Source organism: Ruegeria sp. CL5 (assembly GCF_056536485.1).
The window spans coordinates 1-23,434 of record NZ_JBQFPS010000022.1 but is presented as its reverse complement, the minus strand read 5'-3'; the positions used below and the strand labels follow the sequence as shown (position 1 = coordinate 23,434).

Genomic DNA, 23,434 nt, shown 5'->3' with positions numbered 1-23,434 from the left:
AAGAGATAGTGTTGCCGCGCAGGACCAAGGTGCCTTACGAAACCAGCCGCCAACTAAGGAGCGCGTTTGCCAAGGCCCCAGTCACGTCCAGACTGCCACATTTATGCCACGCCGTCGAACAATGGCGCCGTTGATCAAACTTATGAGGCGCTTTGAGCAGTTTCATAAATGAATCTAGTTCACTCACAAACCTAAAATCCGACCAATCTATCACTCTCGTAGCAATCCAATCCAATGCGCATGTAAAGAAATTTTTCACTAAGTCATGTTGACAAATGGCGGAACCAATGGCGGATAGATTTGATGTCGACGAAACCAAGGTAGCTTTCGGCGGTTTTGTAGTATCGCGTGGCGACACGGCAGGGATACCTGAGTTTGTTGCACCACCGTTCACCATGTCTCTGAGCCTATATAGCCCATGATTCACCCCGCCTCGCATCTTTCGAGTCTTGTGCATTGGGATTTGGTGAGAATATCGCTCTTGGTTTTGCGAATGCGATCAACGTCATCGCCTCTATCGACGAGCAGCACCCGAGGTTCTGGCCACCATTTTGATGAACGAATTTAAGCTCGATCACTTCAATGGAGACATTTTCATTTTTCGTTCGAAATGCGCAAATCGTCTCAAACTGATCGTGTCGGACAGTACCGGACTCGCAATAGCCTACAAGCGGATTGAGGGAAAAGGCTTCAAATAGCCACTCATTCAAGACGGCCTAGTTACTCTGAACAAGTCGAAGTTCGTAGCCCCGTTTGAAGACCTCGACTGGAAGAGTTTCACCGTTATGAGTATGCGCCGTCCTGTGGTCACCTAAGACAATCGCGCCTAAGACTCGAAACAAGCAGCAGGTATGAAGCGGCGAAATTGACAAATTGGTACACTGTAGACACTCACTTTGGGCATGAGAACTTTATTCGGTTTGCCGGCAAACGTTGGTCCATTTTCCGAACTCTTCGGCAAATCTCGCCAAGTTGATCCGGTGCGTGCGATCCAGAATATCCGATCTAAAAAAGGCGATAGTTGGTCGGCTTGCACCCCTTCTCAATGCGGATAGAAAGAATGAATTGTTCAAACAGCGACCATTCGTCGTCGCTCATCAGTTCTCGGGGTTAGCGAGTCTACATGATAGACACCAGCTTGAACAACGGTAGCACGCCAGTGTGAATCCAATATGTCAACATGCCCTAACCAATAAATTTCCGTTCTTTTGACTTAATAACTCGCTTATACTAGCAGTGCTATTGTCGTGCCGTTTGTAATCTGATGTCCATACTTGGGAGTCATTTCTTGTTATCTAATAGTTTTCCGGACATAACCGCTGTCTGCTTGTTGGTACTTATTTCTATATTTGGCCGCATCGGCCTTGTGATGATTGGACAACGTTGGGTTGCCAGTTTCGCCCATACAGCAACGCTCACCACGCTGCCGATAATTACATTCGTCATCACAAAAGTGATCTCAGGCAATATCGCTTTGTCACTGGGCATGATAGGCGCCTTGTCAATTGTTCGGTTCCGAAATCCGGTAAAGTCGCCATTTGAACTTTCAGTATATTTCGCCGCAATTACGATGGGTGTTGCAGCATCGGTTTCTCTTATGTGGCTCATCTTCTTCGTTTGCGCGATGGGAATGGCGATGCTCGCCTTAGTGCTCGCTAGCATGATGTCGCAATGGACGACAGGTAAGCCGTTCTTTGAGACGTCATTCAGCGAAGGAAACCGTTTGAGCACGTTGGAAGTTGATTCCAACGCGTTGGTTGAAACCCTGCAAAACAGCGAGGATCTGATATCGGAATCTCGCAAAGAAGGAAACTATTCCTACATTTTGGCGTCCAACAATTTTCGGACACTTCAAAATCAAATGGCTTCGTTGGAGGGCAATCGCGCAATTACAGATGCAAGACTAAATAAATAATGACGCGCTTAGGCTACGTTAATCTCATCTTCGCCGCATGGGTGTCAACATTCGGCACGCTTGCCAACGCGGGCTGCGATTTCGCAACGCATGCCTACAGGGATGAGTTGGCAAATCCTGCCCAAATCGAACACATAAACGTTGAAATCAAAAAAAGCCGGAAATGGTTCAAAAATAGTATATCCATCCTCGCCTCAAGTAACACCATCATAGAAGACCCGTTCAAGAAGAGGAGAAGCGCAACACTCTACGTTAAATATCCCTTTGGCTCATGCGCTTATCCTGCAAGAGTTCGGCAAAACGGAGATTGGAAAGATCATATCAAGCTTTTGCCCGGAGGTAATGTGGTGTCCAGCCTCGATGTTAGGTTGCAAGAGGGTAACATTCTGAGTGCCGTACGCTTCAAACTTTTGTTGCCCGAAACAAGGGTGGGTATCAATGAAGTGCTAGCTGCTCTGTTGCTGCAAGAGCTCGATTACCTGTCCCCGGAAACGTTTCTGGTTTCGACTAGTATTAATGGTGTTCAGCACCAAATGCTTTTTCAGGAAAATGCCGAGAAAGAATTATTAGAAAGACGAAACCGCAGAGAAGGCCCAATTTTTGAAGGCGATGAAAGTCTCCTATGGGATTTGGATGGTTTCGGAGAATTTGAGTTGCAGGATATCTCGCTCGCGCGTCAATCGAACTCTAAATGGGCCGAGAAAGGCGATATTTCCACTCAAATTTCTCTCGCTGCCTACCTGAAACTTCAGGCTGCATATGTAGATTTCGCATCAAGGGTCGAGAAAGCTGACAAAGAGGACTACTTCTATGGGGTTGAGCTAATACCAAACACAGGCGTCGATGAGCATATGTTCGAGAACTACGCGCTCATCGTACTCGCGATGCACGGTAACCATGCACTGCGTCCACACAATCGGAAATTCTATTTTAACAGTTTCACACAGACGTTCGAACCAATCTACTATGACGGTAATATCAGGTTTCTGAAGCCGGACTATGTTGGGGATCAAATCAAGTTTACAAAAACACTAGAACGTTTCTTGGATTACGCCTCGCCCGAGATCATATTGGAAGCGTCTGAAAAAATTGATGCTTTGAGATTTGATGCCTTATTCTATGAAGCGTTTGTTGACCGTGCTGGTAAAGACAAGATTGTTGCACACGCTCTATACGACGACGCACTATCAACAGTCAGTCAAAGATTGCTTGTGTACTATGACGCAATGATGAAACGCACAATCGTCAGCAGTCAAAAAACTCCAGAAGACCCGGAAAAATTGCAAAGACAACTGATCGAGCGTGCGCAAGAGCACGATCTAGACATGCAATTCATTCATGTCATCGGGAAAACCGAAGCAGGATCCTATCTTGCACGCTTTGTGTTTGATGCCAGTGCGGATCAGGTTTTCGAGCTGTCAGCGGAAGAACTGATTAGTATCATGAGCAAAAATACATACGCCGGCAAAAAGGTGTCGCTGTTGAACGAACCTATGGCTCCTGACGTACAACTCCCTCAGACCGTTCCGTTTCTTGGGGGAGAGATCGTTCTGTCGACAGGCGCTAGAGCCGAAGTAAATCATGCCGATCGCACCATTACGGTTACCCAGGAAGCGGCGACCGATTGGGTGTTGATCCGCAATGTTTCATTGGAAAACTGGGTAGTCAATTTTGATGGCGCGCTACAAGGCCCGAGACTGGTGGAGGGCCAGCGTTTCAACGAGTTTGGTCTGACTGGCTGCCTGAATTTCTACGATGTGACTTTTCACAACGTCGCGATTTCCGGCCGAAAAGGCCAATGTGAAGACACCGTCAACATTGTCTCTTCGCGTGGGGTGCTGCGTTCACTCGCGGTTAAGTCCGGATTCGCTGACGCGATCGACATTGATTTTTCACAGATCACGATTGACCGGCTAGTCGTTATGCGCGCGGGCAACGATTGTTTTGATGTTTCAGCGGGCGTTTTCGAAATAAATCGTGCTGTTCTTGTCGATTGCGGCGACAAGGGTATTTCCGTCGGCGAAAACTCATTGCTAGATGCGGCGACGGTTAATATTCAGAATGCGGTGATTGGAGTGTCTTCCAAGGACTTTTCCCGCGTTCATATCGATCAGCTGTCTGGCGATCAAGTAGATATTTGTGTCGAGGCCTTTCAGAAAAAGCAGGAGTTTGGTGGGGGATTCATAAGTGTGGATGCCTTCCAATGTGACGGGGATGTGAACCAGGACCCAGCTTCAAAAATTGTGTTGAATGAACCCTTACAATGAGTTTTCGAAAAGAAAGAAAGTTCCGACTCACATCTAGCGGCGCTAAAGAGCTGCGGGCGAAATTGTCGAAAGAGGGGATGACGCTTTTGCATCCCAATCGAAAGATAACTAGCCAGTATTTCGATACGCCGGATTTGCGGGCCTTCAGCGATTCAGAAGAAGGCGTCCTGCCTCGTTTCAAAATTCGCGTGCGTTGGTACAATGACGATCAGAGCGCTCTAGCGTTTGAGCGCAAAACGTCGTCCGTCGAAGGGCGTTTCAAGACAGTCACGCCCATCCAAAAGGCAAAATTTGAAAGAATAAGCAAGGTAGGATTCCTCGATCGGGACTATGGAAGAACTCTGCCTTCGGTAGAGATCTCTTATGAGCGCTCGTATTTCCAGTACGAAAACCTGCGTATCACCTTTGATATTAATATTAGGTACCGATTTGCGCGAAGCGCGCGGCAATACCGCGATTTCGAAGAAGTCGTCGAGATCAAAGCGCCAATAGCCACCTCGGATGACTATCTGGAACAAATTGTCCCTGTCCCCGCCTCTCGATTTTCGAAATACGCCCGGGCCTTTCTACACAAAGAACATGCCGCTTAGTCCCCTTCGAGCAATTGCGAAATTGTGCCGATTGCAGTTCTGTCAATTATTCTGCAACCCATTCAAAGCTCAGCAAGCTTTGACCGCAACAAATCAACAGAAAAAATAACAGGAACGAATTCTACAAATGAACGGCTTGGGTCAGGAAGCTGGGTCAACGCCGTAACATTCATCCGCACGTTTGAAACAAGTTGGTGCGAGTTAATCCTTAGCTCTCCAACCTTCACGTAGCGTTCAGATGAGGGATTTGTCGGACTTTGTCGGCGCCAAACTCAAGAAAGGTACATATCTCAGCAGTGTCTTTCGTCTTTGTAATGTCAATAATCAGTAGATCTTTCGGTCTTTGCCGAAAATACCTGATTATACGGTCGTTGCGTTGAGTATAATTCGAAATGCAGTGATCACGATCGTACTGAAGCTTCCAATCTTCGGTCTCACGCCCGTTTGTCACACAAGTTACTAGTCTTCTTTGTTGCTCGAGGAAGTAGTTACCTCTGATCCCCTCCCAAAAATCAGGCCCTGCTTCCTCTATACTCTCAAAGCCAAATACCTTCTTATGAAATCGCACTAGGCTTGAGTACCAATCGGAAGGATCGCGGAGAGTTAAAATAAATTTGCTGTTGGGGAACAAAGCGTCTAGCGCAATATAAAGTTCTTCATGCGCGAATGGAATATCTTGAAAGGCATCGTACCTGGCAACGAACTTCCGAAGTACATCATACCGACCACTAACCAATATGTGGCTTAGCAAATTCTCTTGCACCCGCTGGTCGGGTAATTTGAGCCCGAGGTCGTGAAACACAGCTTCAAGGCTGGTAGTTCCTGTCTTGTTCGCACCAATACAAAACACTTTGTTGTAGCCCTTCTTTGCTAGATTTTCCTCAGCAAGGCGTTGATGTAAAAGAGACTCGTTTTGATCCAAATATTTCGATAGACTTGGTGAGAAATAAAAATACTGAAACCTTCTCTTACGATCCTTTGGATTTTTTAGTCTTTTCAGTTTCTTAAGATTTTTCACAATCATAACTAGTATATCACTCCATGAATCTGCGCATTATGAGACGGGGCATCCACTTTGTTTGTCTAGTCCAAGAGAGGGTCCGAAACATCTGATTGTTGCCAATATGCGACGGATTTCCGGTAAACTGCACCCCCTATAGTTACCAAAGCCGAGTATCGGTCAAAAGTTGTCTAGTAACGTTGAAGACGATCTAGTGGACCAAAGTTTTCTGAGGTACGATGCCAAGGGTGTATTTGGGTTTTTCTTTGGAGAAATCGTACTCGCCGAGCATGTCGACGCAAGCCCGTAGCATTGGCGAATGGGCCACGAACAGGCCCGGCAGATCATCTCATTTTACGCGGTTGACAGCTTCGTTGAAGGTGTGTCGGGACGAATAACCTAGTTAGGGTAGGCCTGATGGTGTGTAAGATCTGTCTTCCAAAGCCCTTGATGCACGAGGCAAAGAGAATCCTAGCAGATGGGTAGAGCATATGACGGCCTCGGTATGGGGCCATAGGTGCCCATGAAATGGCACTATTCACGACGTTGTTGTGGATCAGTCCGTTGATATCATGGGCCGTTTATGTACATTTGTTGCGACCGACCCAAAATGTGCTGATATGTTTCATCCTCTTTACTAATTTGAACCACGCTTCAGAACTCACGAGAATCTGCGCAGTTCAGGTTCCGGGTCGGGTACGTTAACGGCGAACTCAGTACTAAGAGTTTAGCTCGCGTAAGGGCAACAAATCTTCCGAAAGGTGTTTTGCAAGAATGTCAGCCGTCTCAGAAATACCGCGTGTGGTTTCGAGGTGCCAGCGGCAGATGCCCGTCGGGTCAACGTTGCCGGCGTAAAGCGGTCCAATCACAGAAACGCGAGGCGCAATGTCGAAACTGCCTGGTCGCGCGGCAAAGCCCCGGCCGGAGCGATTCTCAATCGCACCTAGATCTCGGAACAGAGACTGTACGAGTGGAGACGAAGACCTGGACAGTGGGAACTCGAACCCGGAGCAATCAAAAACTAAATCGAATCTACCTGTCTGCGATCCTGCGGGGGCGCTGTAGCTAACGTCGATTTGACGCCCCGAGACCCGTATATCTTTGACTGTACCTGAAACTACGTCCAACTCTCCCGACGCCAGCGCATCTGTGTAGATTTCATGATACACGGGGCTTGTCATATGGAACTCTCTGGAAAGCCTGTTGCCGAACACTTCTACAAATTCCTGCTTGCCGCTGTCGTCCAATTCCTCGATCAACGGCAAGACATATGTGTACACCTTGTCTTTTGCCACGCCGAGGTCAACACCCCCTTGCAAAAGGTGGGCTCGGTCTTTCATCGCAGCCGCATAAATTTCCTGCGCTTTCAGATTTTGTGCCTTGGTCAAAAGATGTGCCAGCGCCATGCAACTACCCGGATCAGCACCTTCTGTCGTTGATCTTCTGTGCGCAGGTGGGAAGTGCCCAGAGGATGATAGACTTGTAATATGGGTTTCTTGCCCGCGTTTTTGCATGACGTCCAAAAATACACCTATCACGTCAAGCGCCGAGGCATTTGAGCCGATGATCAATACTTTTTCCGGGGTTTCGGCGAAGTCATTTTCGATTAAGGCCAGAACCTTGCTGCGTAAGTGACCCACACCTTTTTTAAGGGGCTCTGTCACCATGGACGCGCTGGCTGCGACGGTTGGAGACACGCATTTGAACTGACCGCTGCCGATGGCAATAACAAGGCTAGCGGTTGTGTAAGTGGCGCCCGCTATGGTTGAAAGATGCAACCGGTTTGTCTCGGCGTGCCGAACTACACGTTGCACCTCGTGTGGCAGTACCTTGACTTTGGCATAGCCTTCGCTTTCTGCCACGGCGATTTCTGTAGTGACCATGTCTTCAATGAACCAACCAAACACGGATCGCGGTACAAAAATGCTGGCAAACTTACCAGAGTTGACGGCATCGATGGTCTTGGGCAACCATGCTTGAACGAGGGCACTTTTTGATTTGCTCAAGCGGGTCGCCCATGTCCTAGGAGATTGCGAGAGCCAGGCCGTAAAGGCGTTTCCCCCCTGTGGGAGCGGTGGCATTATTTCAGAAGCAGGTATGATAAAAAATGCACTTGAGTCCGCATCTTCCGAGTAGGCACACCCTTTTGGAAACCGTGCTAGGTCATCAAAAACGGCTATCTCCAAGCAGTGTTTTGTTGTGAATGTATCTGCATAGAAGCCGCTGTTCCAGTTAGCGCGAAGGTTCCGCAACAAATAGGTCAGTGTGATTGCAGCAGAAAATCCGCCGCCGGCGAACGTCAAGTCGTGACTTTGTCCTTTGAGTGGAGAAACCAAGTTACTCATCCTCTTTTGAAACTGATCCAGTCACTTCATCAGACACGAGCGCAAGACTGGTAATTTCCGACTTCATCAATGATCTTATAGTCATCGAGCGCTTCTAGCTCAGCATAATAAGGAAAATTTATCAGCCCTTTGCCGGCACGTCTCTCAAATTCTACATACATTGAAATACCGGTACAGGACCCAAAGTGATCGGGAACCACGATTCCATCATAGCTGCTTGTATCAGCCTTGCGCAGGATCACTATGCCGCAGTTTGCAGCCGGAATGGCGGACAGGTCTGACATCAATCCAAAATGACCGTGATACGCCCTGGTCAACTTGTCAAAAAACGGAATACCGTTGCCCAATGGTTTTGCTCAGCGCAGTTTTGGAGGGGCGTTTCCACTCGACGAAAGAGGGGAGCTCTATTTTCTATTGAGGCGACTTGCCAACTGGTCGCATCAGGCAGCGCCAGTTCCAGCAATGACATTACATAAACAACAATTACATTAATTAGCAAAATCGGGCGCCTCGACTCAGGCTCTAAATTAGATAGAAATACAATAAACTGACTAGCGCAAGTTGATTGTTGGCAAAGGCTTCCGATCTCAGAGCAATTTTTCGCTTATCATGGACCATGTCCTCAAAGCCTTCCAAAGACATAATAATCACGCAGTATGGTCCGCAAACTGCGCGCCAAATTTTCCCAAGACTATCTGCTGATCCCCTTCTAAAAAATTCGGCTTGACGCTCTGAGTCCAGAGGTTGTCCGGTGGTTGTGATTTGTACTTCGCAATATTTGGACGTGGATCCTGGCAAATTTATATCATTGGATAGTCAGGAACAGATTGTTCTCCATGTCAGTGAAAGGCTGCCATATCAGGAAGCGATGCTGCGGCTCAGGATCCAGGGTCCGCAGACTTGGAGTTGAAACGGTACTCGACTATATCAGACCTATAGACCATTGGCTGGCACTAAATAGAGGGTTTCCACTTGTGGAGATAATGCTTAGCCTTGAGTACATGCTGCGGTTCTCATCAATCGCAATCTGAATGGTCATTCAATCGGTCGTGCACCACTTAGACTGCCCGATCAACCGGAGGCTGCAAATAAAATGAGCAGAATTAACCGACCAATTGTTGTCTACGCGAACCCCTTTGACGAAACAAGGGGTGGCCCTATCGTGCTGCATAGGCTGGTAGATCGTCTAAACCGCATGGGTGAAAATGCGTATGTCTACCCCAGAGCCAAGCAACATGGGTATTCTCAATTTAGCAACGTAGATCTCCGCACGAAGTTGAAAACTTGGTATCGCAACAAGCGGGCGCTTTACAGAGCCAAGAATGGCTTTCGTCTCAATCCCGATTTTGAGACGCCAATAGCGGATAGAAAAGCATTAAAAGATGCGATCGTCGTGTATCCCGAAACCGTTGACGGCAATCCCCTGAGAAGCAAACATGTTGTGCGTTGGCTCCTTCACAAACCTGGGTTCTTTCGTCCATCGGTTCGCTTCGGCCCCAACGAGCTTACGTATTTCTGGCACTCTGGATTTGCCGAGGGAGTAGCAGGAATTAATAAAGAGAACCATCTCAGGGTGAATTGGATCCGGAGTGACGTGTACTTTGATCGTAAGCTTCCTAACCGCGCCGGCGCCTGCCGTCTAATCCGTAAAGGCAAGTATACCGGCCTCTCGGAAGCCCCTGAAGGAGACGCTGCTATCCTCATTGACGATATGACACATGAAGAGAAGGCTGAAGTCTTCAATAAGACAAAAATTCTCTACAGCCATGATCCATTTACGCAATACATGACATACGCAGCAATGTGTGGCTGCATTCCGGTAGTGGTCCCGCAACTGGACAAATCACTACACAACGAGTTCACCAACCGACGAGATCGTTGGGGAATAGCCTACGGCGATGAAGAAATCGACTGGGCATTCGAAACACGAGGCAAACTACTCGATAAGATATCCAAGGAACAGGAAAGTGAGGATGAAATGCTTAGAAAGTTTGTCGAAAAACTTCGGGAACACTTTTAGGATTGAAAGGTCATTCATCTTACGCGTCTGGCCAGGCCGCTGGTTTCCGACGTCGTGGGCTGCACCAAGCAGTCATCGATATTATCGTAATTAGTGAGCGTCTGGAGAAGCCGAATGAATTAGTGGCTCTTGTGCCTGGCTGAAGATATAGTGTCATACTCCGGATAGCACATGTAGCGCGAGTCTGAGTCGAAAAGAAAGCCGTCTGCCCCAACCCCCCCTGATGACGGGCAGCATATTTCAGAAGTGCTTTTTACTACATCAAGCGCTCGCATAGACTAAAATATCTAAGCGTTTTGTCGGTAAGTCACCATCGCCGTCTCTTCATGAAAGCCAAATACGTAATGATCTGCGGACGCATTGTAGGCGTGCGCGGATAAGCTCAAACCCGCGACAAACGTTGATTTTTTTCGCCGACCATCAGACTTAAATTCGGACAAGCGCGCATCAACGAGATTATCGCCGGTGTAATCTGCGCAAAGTCAGCCTTATGAAGAGCTGAGCGGCTGAAAAAGCCCAGGGTGGCACCCTACCGTTTTTGACTGTCTACTGTCAACTCAGTTGCACCGATGTCTAGCGCTGACGCGGATAGTTTGCTGTAGAGGTCCACCGAAATATGGAGGTGTGCTGAACTCGACTGTCTCTGTGGCAGTTGATCAATTGGTACTGAGATTGTCTAAGCTAATTTTGAACGATTCCGAGGTGTTGGCGGCGCGTAATCGCCCGCTGAACCTTGGGGGGAGTGAAGAGATTGGAACAGACAAAGGTCTCAGATTGATGATCCGTTCGTGCCCAGGCGCCATATGAAAATAGTTATCCTCCGGGGTAAACTCCTTCGTGTCGATGTAAACAGATTGAGCAAATTTCTTTGTTTCGATCCGGACTTTCCAGTTCCCGCTAGAATCTGAATAAGCAGTGCCCTTCAGACCCGTGTCCGATCTCGAGATTTGTTGGTACCCGTTGGGAAAATAGTGAGCATGAATGGTTCGGTCATCATCCAGGTTATCGTTTGCGCTGGCTACAGTTAATTGGGCTGCAATTAGGGCGATCCGATTGGGCCCAAAGCGGTAGCTGAATGTCGGATCGAATGAGTGACCGACCAGACGCTCGAAATTCGCCCGGAACCTTGATCTCGCAGCGACATGGAGGTTCAGAGCAACCTGTTTAATACGACGGTCCTCATGGTCGAACACCTCGAGATCGAGCTGTCCACGCAGGTCTTCCGGTCCGTCATTTATCACATAAACATCAAGACCATTCAGACCTTCATCACTGAAGAACACAGAAATGGGTGACATTACCCTCTTGATGTAATGATACGGCGCCTTGGGGTTTCCTATCGAGTCCACGAGCCCCCATCCCGAGCCCAGCCAGAGATCCTTAAAAAGCCAGATCAGCGCTCCGCGGCACCGAGCCTCGTCGCGGCGCCAGCTCGAAAGCACGCGCATCATCACCTCTCCGACGGTGATCCTGCTCAGGAATAGATAACGATCCGGATCGCTATAGCGCAGGTCACGCGTGCTGATACCAAACAGTTCTTCCAGGTAATGATCGGACACGTCTGCGAAGTCCCAACCCGATCCTGCATCACGCGGGACTCTCTCTTTATATTTTGGATCGTGCCCTGGCGCTCTGTTACCTAGCAAGCTTAGAAGAGGCGCGGTATCGGGAGGAATCGAGAAGGCTAAGCACTCTGCGGCAAATCTCGGCTCGTTGAGGCGCTCATCGCCGAATGGACGGAGATAGGCTCCGACTCCAAAATAGTGCGACACGCCCCAATCTGTATGGAACGGCAGCGCACCGCCACTCGGGCTGTTCTCGCAATAGGGTATGTTTGGGTCGATCTCGGCACAGAGACTGGGCAGTTGCTCTTTGAAGAATTGACCTTGCCAAGTCTCTTCTGGCAAGCCCATCATGGCGCCTTGCTGATAGATTTCGCTTCCGCCGCAAATTATTGCAAGGGACGGATGCCTGCAAATGCGCCTCATCTGCGTTTTAACTTCTGTTTCTACAACAGCAGCAAAGGCTTCGTCAGCGAAGGGATAGTCCATGTTCGCAAACATGAAATCCTGCCAAACCAAAAGCCCGAGCTCATCGCATAATTCGTAGAAGTCCTTGGTTTCGTACGCCGTGGTTCCCGATACCCTCAGCATGTTCATCCCGGCGTCCCGAGCAAGCGTGAGAAGGCGTCGATATTCTTCCCGAGTTCCTCCATGGTGTTGGAGATCGGGAGTGATCCAGTTGGCACCTCTGCAGAATATCTCTGTCCCGTTGATGATAAAAAGGAAATCATCTCCATCGGGGCCTTTGCTGACTTCGATGTGGCGGAAACCCACTTTCCCAAGATCGATTTCAATGGCCCGGTGAGCAAACTGGAGAAGGATGCCTGCCGGGTAGAGAACCGGTTCACCATGGGTGCTAGGGTACCACGGTCGAACACCTTGAATTTCTGAAACCAGTTCGATGCCGACCCTATGACTTTTGGACGTGAGCACTTTGCAGTTCAGCTCAAGGCCTGCGACTCGCAACAGGGCCGACTGTGGAGCTTCCTGCTCGTCCAGACCCATTCGCAGGTGCAACTCGCCTTGTTCCCACTCTTTAGAGTACGATGTCACTAAACTTAGGTCGCTGATCTGAGGGCCGTGATGAGATGTGAGCGTGACCGGACGAAATGGTCCAACAGGCTGAACAACTGGCGACCAGCCTGGCATGCGACCAATAAAAGACGTCCGAAACAGACGAAAATTCTGATGGCGCACCAAACGGGTCTTCCATCGGGGCCTAGGTTGTTTTGCTTGGAGCATAGGTTCCAGCGCTTCACATCTGATGAGGAGACGGTGTTGTCCTGGTGCAAGATTGCTCAGACGAAGGCAACGGGGTTGAAACATCGACGTGCTCTTGAGGATTGATTGCTCGTCCAGCCAAACCTCTGCGACTGTTGCTAAACCCTCGAAGGTCAGGGAGTGGGGGGCGTCCGGTTCTGAGTCGATGGTGAATGTGCATTGGAACCAATGATCGTATGCGTCAAGATTGTAAGATTCCGAATGAACGTCAAAGCCGTTCTGAGTTGCGGCCGCACCTGCAGTGCCAGCTGCAAGCACTGGCATCCAGCCTTCGCAAAGGACCGCGGCGCCCGGTTCGGTCACTTCGCCAGGTTCCGTCTGGAGCCAGCGCCAGTGCTCAAGCGTGATCTGTACATCGCTCGAGGCACGCGCTGAACTGTCAACGTAGTCGACCTCTGAGATTGTGGTCATGGTGTCAAGGCGCTCGCCAGTTTGTCCATCCCGCGCGCCCAATGCTCCTCCAGTTCGGTGATATTGACCGATAGATCCCTGACTTTGCGGGTATTGACGATCCTGGCAAGTTTCAGAACACAGGTTTTCGCGGTGTTGGACAAGGCAACGAAATGCTCTGCTGGTTCAGAGAGACCCGAAACCCCGCCATTTGAGAGCCAACGCAAATACTGTGCTGTGAGATCGAAATTGGCGCCGCACTGACGCAAAGTTGCGAATACATACAGGTGGTACTTTTCCAAGTCCCCCTCGGCCAGCCAGGCTAGATCATCGCTCAGTCTGGTACCGAGTGCCCGCATTGGATTTCTTTCAGGTCGATACGACAGATACTGTCTAGCCAGTTCGCGGGAAAGCTCGACGAGTTCTGCGGTAGGACGGATTGTCAATCGATCGAGGTCAAGCAACTCGCAATAGGGGGGCAGGTAGTCAGCCGGACCGTCTCGACCGATCCGAAAAATGCCGTCGTAGTCTTCCTCATCCAGGCGAAAGTGTCCGGCGTTGTGAAAGTAGCTGAGCGCCCGGGTCTTCCTGTCGATCGACGTGATGCCAATTGTGGTCTTTACATGTGCTCTTCGATAGTCCGTTGCGCGGGTATCGGGGAGGTAGAAAGAGTCCACCTCGGGACAAACAATACGCCCCGCATTCACATGTTCCTCGACGTGATCGATGAGCGGGCGCCAGAGTGTCAACTCCTGAACGTTGAGTCCGTAAAGGGTTCTCATATCCGATAGTGGCGGTTTGAAAAACGTGAAGTGGTCACCTTCAAAATCGCTTGCCAAGGTGAAAGCCATACACGCGAATGCGTCCAATCCAAGGCCATTCAACATACTGATGTACACATCGGTGTAGCAGTTCGTTTCTGGCCAGTTTACGCTGCAGCATTGCCGACTAAATGAGTCGTAAGCGTCAGGATCCAATCGCACTTCGAGATCCTTCATTTCCAAAGCTGTTTCTGCACTTCGGCTGGCCATTCACGGGGGTCCATCCCATGGGCTCTCAGCAGTGCTAAAACGGTCCGTTCAATTCCGAATCCCAGGCAGGCGGTGTGGGCAACTTCGCCATCATGCGTATAGATCCCGAAAGTTCTTCCGAAGTGATCCCGGTGATAGTTGAAAGAACTGATTGCGGTTCGTTCTTCTTCAGCCGTTATTTCAACGCTTATCTCAAATTTCAGCTGCTGCTGCCGTTGCGACACTGCCATCATCTTGCCAGAGCGTCCGAAGAAGGGATCCGAGGCCTCGTCAACTTGGATATCTAAGCCGAGACCGCTCAAAAGTGTCTGTGCACGTTCAAGCCAGAGTGAACGCCACTCCTGAACTTGCACCGGACTGCCTAAACGAACCAGTTCCCGTTGACGGAATGATTGCATTCGAGCTGGGTCATCGGACGGTTCGCGCCGGAAGACGTAAGGGCTCGAAAGATCCACAAAGCGACCGTTGGGATCCAGCTGCCCGGCGCAGGTTGGGTACAGCGGATAGCAAGCGGCCGGGCTCATTGCCAGATCGCTCATTTCCACCAAGTCATCCCAAGTCTGGTTCTTTTTGACTCTTTCGGTCAACGTTAGATGGGCGCTGTTGTCGCCGCAGAAGCAATGAATGAAGCCTGCAAGGTGGGGCATCGATTCCAAATAGCCTGTCTGTTCCAGCGTCGCACGCGGGATCATCGGCGGGAAGCTGAGGCGCTCGGCGCCGTCTGCACTCGAGTAGGAGCCTACCAGTGCTGCAAAGCGCGTTGCAACATCTTCGAACACCTCTCCGCGTCCATAATATCCTTTGACCCCTGTAGGAACGATGTGCCCGGCCGCAACAAGACAATCGAAAAAATCGCGCTGAGGCATTACTTTATTCATTTCTTCAATCCCCTTTGTGGACCAGCATCAGGTTTGCATTGGTAGTACGAATTCGGTCGTTGCTGATCATCAGAGCCGCTGAATGCGCGTCGCGAAGATGTCGGGAAAGGCTAACCTCAGTGCCGTTCATATAGGCTAAAATTCCAATTGCTCTCAAAGCGCCAGTGACAATATCAACGACAGCTTCGGAGGAATTAATCTTCAGGTTATTCAAGCGAAGGGCGAACGCTACATTGTCCATAGCCGCCTCATCGTTCAATTCATCCAGTCTCATGAATTCGTGCACGACGGCATCAATATCGCTTTTCATGGACTGCAAGCGCGCATCCAAATCTATTATATTATATGCGACCTGCGGTATAGTGCCGACCTGTTTTCTCGCTTGCTTGCGGAGTACGGCTCGCGCCTTGTTCACCGCGCCTGTGGCAATTCCAAGCCAGCAGGAAGACCAGAGAATGTGAGAGTACGGCACCTTCGTGAGCGTCGTGACTTTACGGAAGTCTTTGCTAATAATCTGCTCGATGGGCGCGCGTACATTGATCCTTCCGCCTTCGCTGCAGGTACCGCGCATCCCGATCGTATCCCATGACCCCTTGTCAGAAATCGAGTAGTCGCCTTCCAGCGCGAGTACCATGGCCTGATCGCTGGGCGCGGCTTCGGGGTTGTTTCGAGCCGTTACCAGAAGATCGTTGGCGCAATCACCATAGGAAATCGTCGTGGCATGCTTTTCTAACGTGAAAATGGGTCCTGCTATTTCCAGTGCGCATTCGCTCCGACGCATGTTGCCGCGTGGACCAACCTCTGATGTAGAAGATGCGATCAATCTCTGTTCTGCCGCACAACGACGAAGATACTGGCTAACAAACGGGTTGTCATCGCTGTGCCTAACTAAACTTGCAACCATGATGTGGTGCATAGCAAGGATCAGACCGCTGGAGCCGCAGTGACTTCCAATTGTGCGACAGTGTCGCGCAAGTTGCTCGATAGTGCATCCTGTGCCGCCGAGTTCCTGCGGCACTGCCGCGCTGAGAGCGCCTGCTGATCGCAGCGCTGCGAAAGTTTCCTCGGGGAAACGTGCATCTCTATCTACGTAGTAGGCTGCCGGGGCCGTAACATCGCGCCCGATCTCATCAATCCTAGTGTCAAGGACTTGGACGCTAGGTGCTTTTAAAGGATGTATATTCTGCACGACCTTCGGTTTACCATCAAAGATGGTCATGCCGCAGCGTCGGTTAGCGTAGCGACCGCCTCGCTGATTGCTGTGATACTTTCGAAGACTTCAGGTCGTAACATCTCGTCAGGAAATTCGATGTCGAAAGCATTTTCCAGCGCCAGCATAACCTGCACATTGGCATGAGATGTCAGGCCGGCGTTGTAGAGATCGTCATCTACGCTCAAATTTGCCACTGGACATGATAGACGGGCGTGTTCTTCGATCACTTCACGGATTTTAGTTTGGAGTTCTATCATAAGAACTTTCTCCATAATAGGTGTCTGCTGGTTTCATTACACTGCCGTCAGAGCCCTAGGTTCGACAGCGTGTACTCTTGTGAATCAACTTTTCATTTTTGCTCCAAGCTTATTTGAATGCTATCAATTTTAGAAATTTTTTGCTGGATATTTTTTCTACTTGAGAGGAGGTTCCAAGAACCACGGACTGGTTGTTAAGGTCTCGAGTGACAATTGCACCCGCACCAACGAAGCAGTCATCCCCGACGGTGACGCCATGCGTGAGAGTCGCATTGGCCCCGATGAAGCATCTCTTACCAACCGATGCACTCCCTAAGAGCGTCGCCGAAGCAGATATGAAGGAGTGATCTCCGATCCGGCAATCATGACCCGCAACCACATTGTTCCAGAGCTGTACATTCTTGCCAACTTTCGTACTCGGGTTTAGCGCGACAAACGGTAAGATGAGACTATTGACTCCGATTTCGGCATTCGAAGGAATATGCGCTAGGGGGTGAATGATCGAAACAAGATCGTATCCCAAAGCTTCGGCAGCATTCACACGTGCTTCACGAACAGTGTTTAAATCCTGGAAACCCATCGCGATAAACATCGAAAATTTCTTTGTGGAAAATTCCTTCGAGATATTTTCAAATGGCACGACAGGTTTTCCATCTATCGAATCACAGTCTTGGTAGGCTGTGTCCACTGTGAATGCGGAAACACAAAAATCGAGTTCATTTGAGAGATAATAGCTTACCACTCTGGCCGTGGGGCCAGCTCCAAAAATTACAATTGGTTTCTTATGGAGGCTCTGTTTAACCTGATAAGGGTTTCCCAATTGTGCTTTTATAGAATCCGGTTCACTCACAAAGAAAAATTCCTACGAATCAACTCTTAAACATTTTAACGCCTAATTATCACACACATCTATAGCAGTTTTCCATCAGCAATGCCGATTGATGGAAAGAACAGAAACAGTTCTAGCTTGGAAGACAAATTAATTCTCGTTACGACGTATGAGCAAAACTGACTCCTTTTGCTCTGCGCCGCGACTCTCTCTCGTATCTTTCGCAGAAGGGGCATATACCGCTGAGGCCTTTCAGTGCCGCAGTACAAAAATCCTGAAGACGAGAGAAGTACTCAGGAAGCAGGCGATCCGAAAACACCAGTACAGCGGTCTGAACTCACAGGGTGCCTCGAATGAGAGACCCAGGTTAAGTGTTGTTGCATGAGCGGTCTCTGGTTCGAGGATTATCCGAAAGCTAGTAATGGCGTTTTGGCGCGACAAGATCACTTTTGCATCACATCAACTCTACCAATCGGTTTCACCAGCGGTACGGTGTGCTTTCCAAATGCTCATATTACTTCGCAATAATCGACTGGGGAATGCTCCCAGAGTTTAGCCAAGCCTCCAAGGGCGTCAGTGGATCCAGAACGGCCGCGGTTATCCCTCCAGGCCCCGGCATGACTCCGCAATGATCCAATCCAGGCACCATGAAGAGAGCGACGCTTTCTTTAAGCGCATCTTCCCCGCCAACCGCTTTGGACGCCTGGTCGTACCACTCGACCGTTTTGTAAGGCGTCACGAGGGCATCGGCCCAACCATGATAAACGATCATTTTGCCGCCTGCGTCAAGAAACGCTGAAATATCTGGATTGTCACCATTAAAAGCTGCTGTAGAAGCAGCCATCCGCGCTGGGTCCATCTCGAAATCGAAGTCCATCGGCGTCCAGTTTGGGCCAGGATCTTCGTCAAACGCCATGTATTTGCCAAAACCGTCTGCTAAGGCAGGTCCAAGCTTCCCACGCCCTTCCGCATTTCCGGTCAGCCATAGCCACCAGAAAGGTTCTGACCCTTCTGGCACACCACCTGGGTAGAGTTGCTCGCCAGCTGCATTGCGTGGCCCTTCACGCCATTTACCGAGTGTCTCGAGTTGTTGGTTTGTCAATCCGAGCCCGTCGTAGCTGACATCGCACTGACGTGGGTCAGCGATCACGCCGTCTTCAGAACCGTCCACGGCGTCGCACTGATCAAGAACGGCCTTTTCGATAATGGCAGCTTCTTCAGGCCCGAGAATTTGAGAGCCGTCAGGCGCTGTGTTTGCTTGAACGATCCACGATATTTTGGTTGCTACGAGGCCCGGAAAATCCATGGCCGGCGCGCCTGAGATAATACCATCGAACATATCTGGATATCGAAGTGAGGCTATATGTGCCATGCGACCACCGTTCGAGCAGCCCTGAAAAATCGCCTGCTCCGATGGAGTGCCATAAAATGCCTCGATTAGCACATTGGCCACGCGGTTTGTCTCACCAATCGAGCGCCAGCCCCAGTCCCGTTCAGCATCCGGATTGTTGTACGCCCATTCCGCATCAACAATCGACGAGCTTTGGTGACCGCTGTCGGACGTCGCGGTTGCATAACCACGCTCGAGCCCCGGCCGCATCGCATTGACCCAGCTTGTACCAGCGTCCGCACGTCCTAGACTGCCGCACAACGCGCCACAGCCAACTTGATAGAACCTGCCGTTCCAACCATCCATCGGAAGCCGGACTTCGATTGAAATGGATGGCAAGGCTGTGGCCCGAATTTCGCAGTAAGCCGGGAGCGTACCCAAGGCTGCAACGGTGCGACCGGATGTGATGTACCCCCCGGATATGTTGACATTTTGCAATTCAGCGCAATCGTACGAGCTCAGTTGAGCGGCTGCCGGGAGTCCAGCCAGCGAAAGCACAAAGCCAGCTAGTATCGTATTCATGGTACAACACCTCCATGATGTCATTTTACCAATGCTCAAAAGACACCGTAATCGACCGCAGGTATTCTGATCGCTAGTGTTTCCTGTGTCACTCTGTGGTGCCCAATTCATCGGGGGAGCGACGCAAGCCTCGGCTTAGTTGCATTCATTCAAATCAATTGCTGTAGTTCTTTGCAAATTTGTTCGTCGCTTAGTTGTGCGACGTCTGGGTGAGTCGGAAAATTAGCCAACCTATTGAATATATCTCGGGAACGTGGCGTTGATGCGAGCGGTTTGTAGTATTTCGCTACTGCGATTGACTGCGAGCTGTCACATCTTTTCGATGTAATCTCTTGCTGTGACAGAAGTGGCCAGCTCATTGCGATCACACTTCCATCGAATGGAATTAACGGGCTGAGGCCCATAGTTTTGGCTATCTCGATTACTCGTCTGGTCTGTTCAAGATAAAGCGGTGCCCAATCCTTGAAACGTGCGAGACGATCCAGATGAAAAGCGCAAGAAATATCCGATAGTTTACCATTATTTTGCCAGCATGCGGTCGGAAATGGCGCCGGCCCGTAGACGAGAAGAGATCTTAGCTGTTCGTATTCATCCACTGGGACAAGAGCCAACCCACCTTCTCCGACACCGTAGGGTTTAGTGTGATGCAGGCTGAAACACTGCCATGGCCAGTCGGGAACCCGTTTACACATGCCTGCCGCGTTATCAATCAAGAGTGCCTTTCCCGTCCGCTTTGCAAATTCAATATACGGCTGGAAATTGCGGCAGATACCATGTGGATTTGTTACGACCACACCATCATAGGAGTTAAGTCCAATGTTTTCCAAGATCGACAAGTCGAGTAGCCCTGATTCGTCACAGTCGAGAAAAGCGACATCAGAAAAATAACCCCGTCCTAAATTGCTGAAACTGAAAGATGATGCCAACCAGCGAAGGCGCCGACCATGCTTCAATTCATGAAGTCGTGCCATCGCTTCTAACGCAACTGCACCGTTGCTGCATGGAAAGAGCGCGTGATCCGGCGATAGGTTCATGTGTTGCCGATACGCTTCAATCAATTGATGGAACAATGGCCCCTCGTTGGCCCATTGATTTTCTTCCTGGCAAGCCGCCAGCAGCAAAGAAATACGTTCGAGGTCCGGCGTTTTACTTTCTATAAACGATACTCTGGGCTTTGATTTCTGGACGTCGGCTCCGTCGACCTCGGCCCCTGATTTGAAACGCTTCTGGTGTTCCTGTAAATAAATCTGTTTCATATCTTATCCTAAGCGCCTATCGGCTCCGATGCTTATTCCCGTTCTACAAATGTCAAGAATGCGCTTTAAAGCATTCATAAGTGGAAACCTTCGATGCGGCGGAAGGACCACTGAGAAGGATTTGATCTGGCTCTCAGAGCAACCGATTACTAATCTACCCATTGTTAAGTAACTATGTTGTCCAATCTCGGCTTGATCCGCAACCGATGTGTTCATACCTAGAAAACTTCGAAAGTTCACCTAATATCGCCCAGTGAATACCATACCAGAGGCTCGAAAGCATAATTATTCGATAGACTCGGTGACGCGCAGCAAAAACTGGCGTTTTGTCCGCACGCTTACAAAAACGTCAGACTGCATTGATCGCTCAGAAAAAACTCCCTCAGAATCTAACTGGGCACTTGAGCAAACTTCGATCTCCGCTCCCAGCGCTTGCCAGAGCCGAATCTAATAGGTACGAGATCAGACCTTAAGACTTTCGCCAAAAAATCGAGGGGGCCTTGAGGTTCCGTTCATCCTGGATCTTTTACTGGTGCTCATCAAAGCCTACAAGCTTAGTTTCAAGTTTCTTGACCGGAAGACGACGGTTTCTGCGGGGCAATGACCTAAAGGTGATCTTGAGGCAACGGTCATAGCGAGAGGCTACACACCTCCAACAGTTGTTCCTGCCAAACATGAACTCAGTGCCGGTTCATGGTTTGCATATGCACATGTCGTACTTGGTCAGCATCTTGCGATGCTTACGGCCGGGAATGCAGGCACGTATACTCTTGCCCTTCAAAGCATCTCGAAACCAATCTGCGTCAGAGCCGCCATTATTTGGCAGTCAATTGATCTTTGGCATGCGGCTGAAGGCATAATTCATTGGGGGCCTCGCGCAAAGTACACCATTGCATTTAAGGATGTCGCGCTCCTCCGTCACCCCGACCAGCTCGCGCTTCAGTCGCCGGCTCACAGCTTCATGATCCACGTCAGGAATCTTTGGTATCGGTTCACCGAAATGCTTCTCAATTTTGCACTGAGAATGTGTGCTGACGCCCAAACGCCGGGAAACTTCCCGAACCAGATAGCCTCGCACCTTGAACTGGCGCATCGCATCCCGTTTGAACTCGTCGCTGTAGTTGCTTGTCCCCATCTTGGCATCTTGTCACAAAGTAAAGGGGGCAAAGTGTCTACAAATCTATAGGCACCTCAATTCGAATTTCGGCCATCGCCCTCGCAGCGACCATCATCTAACGATTACGAAACCTGAACCTAGTCCTTCCTACGAAATGCAAAGCGAAGCCGAATCAGCATTGGTTGCACGAACCGATCACGCACCCGATTTATACGCAACCTAAAAGATCGCCGATTGATGCTTGAAACGGTACTTGTTTCAGGACCAGTCGGTGCTTTGTTTGGATTTTCCAAATCCTCGCGCCTGTAGCCAAAGTGACCCGCCATCTGCACTACCGAAGGGTCAAGGGAGAGTCTGTAGTCAGGATTGCTTGCCCATTTCTGTTTTGAGCCGGCGTGGGCGTTTACACCAACCTTTGGATCTGGTTCAATGCCGATAAAGCGTGCAACCTCAGAAAACTGGTTCACAGGATCACTAACAAGATCTTCGTAGCGCATATGCATCTGGCTCTCCGCTGGAATCATTTGCGAAAAAGCGAGCAGATTTCGACAGCCATTCAACCAAGCAAGTTGACGTGTCTCTGGATCAGTGCCGAAAAGTTTGGCGGCTGAATACAGAACACTATGTGGATTGCGGACAAGGCTCACAATTTTAACGTCAAAACTTGTACGCTCCATCCATTCAAGGATAAGGCTAAGGGAAACCCATTGAGCCAATAACTGTGGCGACTTCTCAAAAAAAACTGGTCTTGCATATGCAGTACAAAGGGCTTCCCAACCATCAAAAACTAGGTCGCGGTCGTTTTCTGGAATTTCGAAATCTGGGACGCATTTTTCAAGCAAATCATACATGTATGCGCGGGTGTTCGCGGCACTTCCATACCCTTTGTACGGCCGCCCGGACGCAAAAAGCGTACCCGGGCGGCGCAACAAAACAGCCGCCATAAGCCACCAGTGTGTTTCAAGATTTGAGTGAGGCGAATAAGAAACCGTTTCGATCGCTTCGTGACTGCACAGTTCTTCTTGGAACATAGTGGATCCGGAACGTTTATCCGAAAGCAGGATGGCGACGACGGGCATGATGACATAATCTCATAGTTATAGGCGTAAACTGTGCGGTCTTAAATTTGTCAATCGCGCAAACAAGGAAAAAAATCAACAAAACTTGTGAGGAATGGCAGCTCGCACTTGTCGCAAAAGTTCTTTCAATATAGCAATAATCTGCAGTGTGTGTCTTCCCGACACTGTGTAGCATTTTAGGCAAGCCCGTTTGCTGCAGACCCTACATATTGCGCAGGGTCAGAATGCACCAATTTTCGAATCGCCGCATGGTTCTCCCCCTGAAAATAAAGCGGAGTTATGAGTGGGCTTTTCTGTATGTCCGACGAGCAGGTGGTCATAGTCGTCCCTTTATTCCTAAAGTCGCAGGGAAAGCTTGCGTGTTAAAAACGAGCTCTTAGTTCATGTTGACAAAAGGGATTCACATCATACGATTGGCGTGATTCAAGCTGGTTTCTACGATTGGGAGCAGTTTGGCCCGAGACCTGATGACCGACGAGGAAAGGGCGTTCT

The 23,434-nt window shown here is 49.7% G+C and carries 17 protein-coding genes and 4 pseudogenes; 5 read left to right on the top strand and 16 right to left on the bottom strand.

Going from position 1 to position 23,434, the window contains the following annotated elements:
* Positions 1-263: 263 nt before the first annotated feature.
* Positions 264-543, bottom strand: a pseudogene (locus ACR0IU_RS21890) (IS5/IS1182 family transposase); the annotation flags it as partial.
* Between the two features lie 11 nt (positions 544-554).
* On the opposite strand from ACR0IU_RS21890, the gene tnpB reads away from it, so the two are divergent.
* Positions 555-698: an IS66 family insertion sequence element accessory protein TnpB gene (gene tnpB, locus ACR0IU_RS21885; protein WP_480717747.1), complete on the top strand. Its 144-nt coding sequence runs from the start codon at positions 555-557 to the stop codon at positions 696-698.
* A 222-nt stretch (positions 699-920) separates the two neighbouring features.
* On the opposite strand, the pseudogene ACR0IU_RS21880 reads toward tnpB, so the two are convergent.
* Positions 921-1,098, bottom strand: a pseudogene (locus tag ACR0IU_RS21880) (transposase); the annotation flags it as partial.
* Positions 1,099-1,288: 190 nt separating this feature from the next.
* Here ACR0IU_RS21880 and ACR0IU_RS21875 point away from each other — a divergent pair.
* The 3 genes from ACR0IU_RS21875 to ACR0IU_RS21865 are packed head-to-tail and all read left to right on the top strand — an operon-like array spanning position 1,289 to position 4,772.
* Positions 1,289-1,915: a DUF4956 domain-containing protein gene (locus ACR0IU_RS21875; RefSeq protein WP_480717746.1), complete on the top strand. Its 627-nt coding sequence runs from the start codon at positions 1,289-1,291 to the stop codon at positions 1,913-1,915.
* Positions 1,915-4,182, top strand: coding sequence for a hypothetical protein (locus ACR0IU_RS21870; protein WP_480717745.1), 2,268 nt, complete (start codon positions 1,915-1,917; stop codon positions 4,180-4,182). The genes ACR0IU_RS21875 and ACR0IU_RS21870 overlap by 1 nt, the downstream gene beginning before the upstream one ends.
* Positions 4,179-4,772, top strand: coding sequence for a polyphosphate polymerase domain-containing protein (locus ACR0IU_RS21865; protein ID WP_480717744.1), 594 nt, complete (start codon positions 4,179-4,181; stop codon positions 4,770-4,772). The genes ACR0IU_RS21870 and ACR0IU_RS21865 overlap by 4 nt, the downstream gene beginning before the upstream one ends.
* 223 nt (positions 4,773-4,995) lie before the next feature.
* Here the strand turns inward: ACR0IU_RS21865 and ACR0IU_RS21860 are convergent, their stop codons facing one another.
* The 3 genes from ACR0IU_RS21860 to ACR0IU_RS21850 form a co-directional block, all read right to left on the bottom strand.
* A complete protein-coding gene (locus ACR0IU_RS21860) occupies positions 4,996-5,796 on the bottom strand; it encodes a sulfotransferase (RefSeq protein ID WP_480717743.1) in 801 nt (266 codons plus the stop codon).
* Positions 5,797-6,491: 695 nt separating this feature from the next.
* A complete protein-coding gene (locus ACR0IU_RS21855; RefSeq protein ID WP_480717742.1) occupies positions 6,492-8,108 on the bottom strand; it encodes an FAD/NAD(P)-binding protein in 1,617 nt (538 codons plus the stop codon).
* A gap of 38 nt (positions 8,109-8,146) precedes the next feature.
* Positions 8,147-8,464 carry a hypothetical protein gene (locus tag ACR0IU_RS21850; protein ID WP_480717741.1) on the bottom strand — a complete coding sequence of 106 codons (318 nt, stop codon included), beginning with the start codon at positions 8,462-8,464 and terminating at the stop codon, positions 8,147-8,149.
* 746 nt (positions 8,465-9,210) lie between these two features.
* Here ACR0IU_RS21850 and ACR0IU_RS21845 point away from each other — a divergent pair.
* A complete protein-coding gene (locus ACR0IU_RS21845; RefSeq protein ID WP_480717740.1) occupies positions 9,211-10,137 on the top strand; it encodes a hypothetical protein in 927 nt (308 codons plus the stop codon).
* A 656-nt stretch (positions 10,138-10,793) separates the two neighbouring features.
* Here ACR0IU_RS21845 and ACR0IU_RS21840 read toward each other — a convergent pair.
* The 11 genes and pseudogenes from ACR0IU_RS21840 to ACR0IU_RS21790 form a co-directional block, all read right to left on the bottom strand.
* Positions 10,794-13,433, bottom strand: coding sequence for a glycoside hydrolase family 2 protein (locus ACR0IU_RS21840; protein WP_480717739.1), 2,640 nt, complete (start codon positions 13,431-13,433; stop codon positions 10,794-10,796).
* Positions 13,388-14,401: a DUF1839 family protein gene (locus tag ACR0IU_RS21835; protein ID WP_480717738.1), complete on the bottom strand. Its 1,014-nt coding sequence runs from the start codon at positions 14,399-14,401 to the stop codon at positions 13,388-13,390. Before ACR0IU_RS21835 ends, ACR0IU_RS21840 begins: the two co-directional genes overlap by 46 nt.
* On the bottom strand, positions 14,365-15,279 hold the full coding sequence (locus ACR0IU_RS21830) for an amino acid--[acyl-carrier-protein] ligase (protein ID WP_480717737.1): 915 nt from the start codon (positions 15,277-15,279) through the stop codon (positions 14,365-14,367). The genes ACR0IU_RS21835 and ACR0IU_RS21830 overlap by 37 nt, the downstream gene beginning before the upstream one ends.
* A gap of 4 nt (positions 15,280-15,283) precedes the next feature.
* Entirely contained in the window at positions 15,284-16,498 is a 1,215-nt protein-coding gene (locus ACR0IU_RS21825; RefSeq protein ID WP_480717736.1) for an acyl-CoA dehydrogenase family protein, read from the bottom strand.
* Positions 16,495-16,749 (bottom strand): acyl carrier protein, encoded by a 255-nt coding sequence (locus tag ACR0IU_RS21820; RefSeq protein WP_480717735.1) that lies wholly within the window; start codon positions 16,747-16,749, stop codon positions 16,495-16,497. Before ACR0IU_RS21820 ends, ACR0IU_RS21825 begins: the two co-directional genes overlap by 4 nt.
* A gap of 109 nt (positions 16,750-16,858) precedes the next feature.
* Positions 16,859-17,599: an acetyltransferase gene (locus ACR0IU_RS21815; RefSeq protein ID WP_480717734.1), complete on the bottom strand. Its 741-nt coding sequence runs from the start codon at positions 17,597-17,599 to the stop codon at positions 16,859-16,861.
* A 493-nt stretch (positions 17,600-18,092) separates the two neighbouring features.
* Positions 18,093-19,490 carry a tannase/feruloyl esterase family alpha/beta hydrolase gene (locus ACR0IU_RS21810; protein ID WP_480717733.1) on the bottom strand — a complete coding sequence of 466 codons (1,398 nt, stop codon included), beginning with the start codon at positions 19,488-19,490 and terminating at the stop codon, positions 18,093-18,095.
* 149 nt (positions 19,491-19,639) lie between these two features.
* The gene (locus ACR0IU_RS21805; protein ID WP_480717732.1) at positions 19,640-20,746 is read right to left on the bottom strand and encodes a DegT/DnrJ/EryC1/StrS family aminotransferase; all 1,107 of its coding nucleotides are present in this window, start codon (positions 20,744-20,746) and stop codon (positions 19,640-19,642) included.
* A 526-nt stretch (positions 20,747-21,272) separates the two neighbouring features.
* Positions 21,273-21,557 (bottom strand): annotated as a pseudogene (locus tag ACR0IU_RS21800) (hypothetical protein); the annotation flags it as partial.
* Positions 21,558-21,766: 209 nt separating this feature from the next.
* A pseudogene (locus ACR0IU_RS21795) lies at positions 21,767-21,881 on the bottom strand (transposase); the annotation flags it as partial.
* Between the two features lie 119 nt (positions 21,882-22,000).
* Positions 22,001-22,942: a sulfotransferase gene (locus ACR0IU_RS21790; protein WP_480717731.1), complete on the bottom strand. Its 942-nt coding sequence runs from the start codon at positions 22,940-22,942 to the stop codon at positions 22,001-22,003.
* Positions 22,943-23,434: the final 492 nt, after the last annotated feature.

Bases quoted from the DNA above. Each gene is read 5' to 3' on its own strand.
- tnpB (WP_480717747.1), top strand. From the start codon at position 555: ATGAACGAATTTAAGCTCGATCACTTCAATGGAGACATTTTCATTTTT.
- ACR0IU_RS21870 (WP_480717745.1), top strand. From the start codon at position 1,915: ATGACGCGCTTAGGCTACGTTAATCTCATCTTCGCCGCATGGGTGTCA.
- ACR0IU_RS21865 (WP_480717744.1), top strand. From the start codon at position 4,179: ATGAGTTTTCGAAAAGAAAGAAAGTTCCGACTCACATCTAGCGGCGCT.
- ACR0IU_RS21860 (WP_480717743.1), bottom strand. From the start codon at position 5,796: ATGATTGTGAAAAATCTTAAGAAACTGAAAAGACTAAAAAATCCAAAG.
- ACR0IU_RS21845 (WP_480717740.1), top strand. From the start codon at position 9,211: ATGAGCAGAATTAACCGACCAATTGTTGTCTACGCGAACCCCTTTGAC.
- ACR0IU_RS21835 (WP_480717738.1), bottom strand. From the start codon at position 14,401: ATGGCCAGCCGAAGTGCAGAAACAGCTTTGGAAATGAAGGATCTCGAA.
- ACR0IU_RS21830 (WP_480717737.1), bottom strand. From the start codon at position 15,279: ATGAATAAAGTAATGCCTCAGCGCGATTTTTTCGATTGTCTTGTTGCG.
- ACR0IU_RS21825 (WP_480717736.1), bottom strand. From the start codon at position 16,498: ATGACCATCTTTGATGGTAAACCGAAGGTCGTGCAGAATATACATCCT.
- ACR0IU_RS21820 (WP_480717735.1), bottom strand. From the start codon at position 16,749: ATGATAGAACTCCAAACTAAAATCCGTGAAGTGATCGAAGAACACGCC.
- ACR0IU_RS21810 (WP_480717733.1), bottom strand. From the start codon at position 19,490: ATGAATACGATACTAGCTGGCTTTGTGCTTTCGCTGGCTGGACTCCCG.
- ACR0IU_RS21805 (WP_480717732.1), bottom strand. From the start codon at position 20,746: ATGAAACAGATTTATTTACAGGAACACCAGAAGCGTTTCAAATCAGGG.
- ACR0IU_RS21790 (WP_480717731.1), bottom strand. From the start codon at position 22,942: ATGCCCGTCGTCGCCATCCTGCTTTCGGATAAACGTTCCGGATCCACT.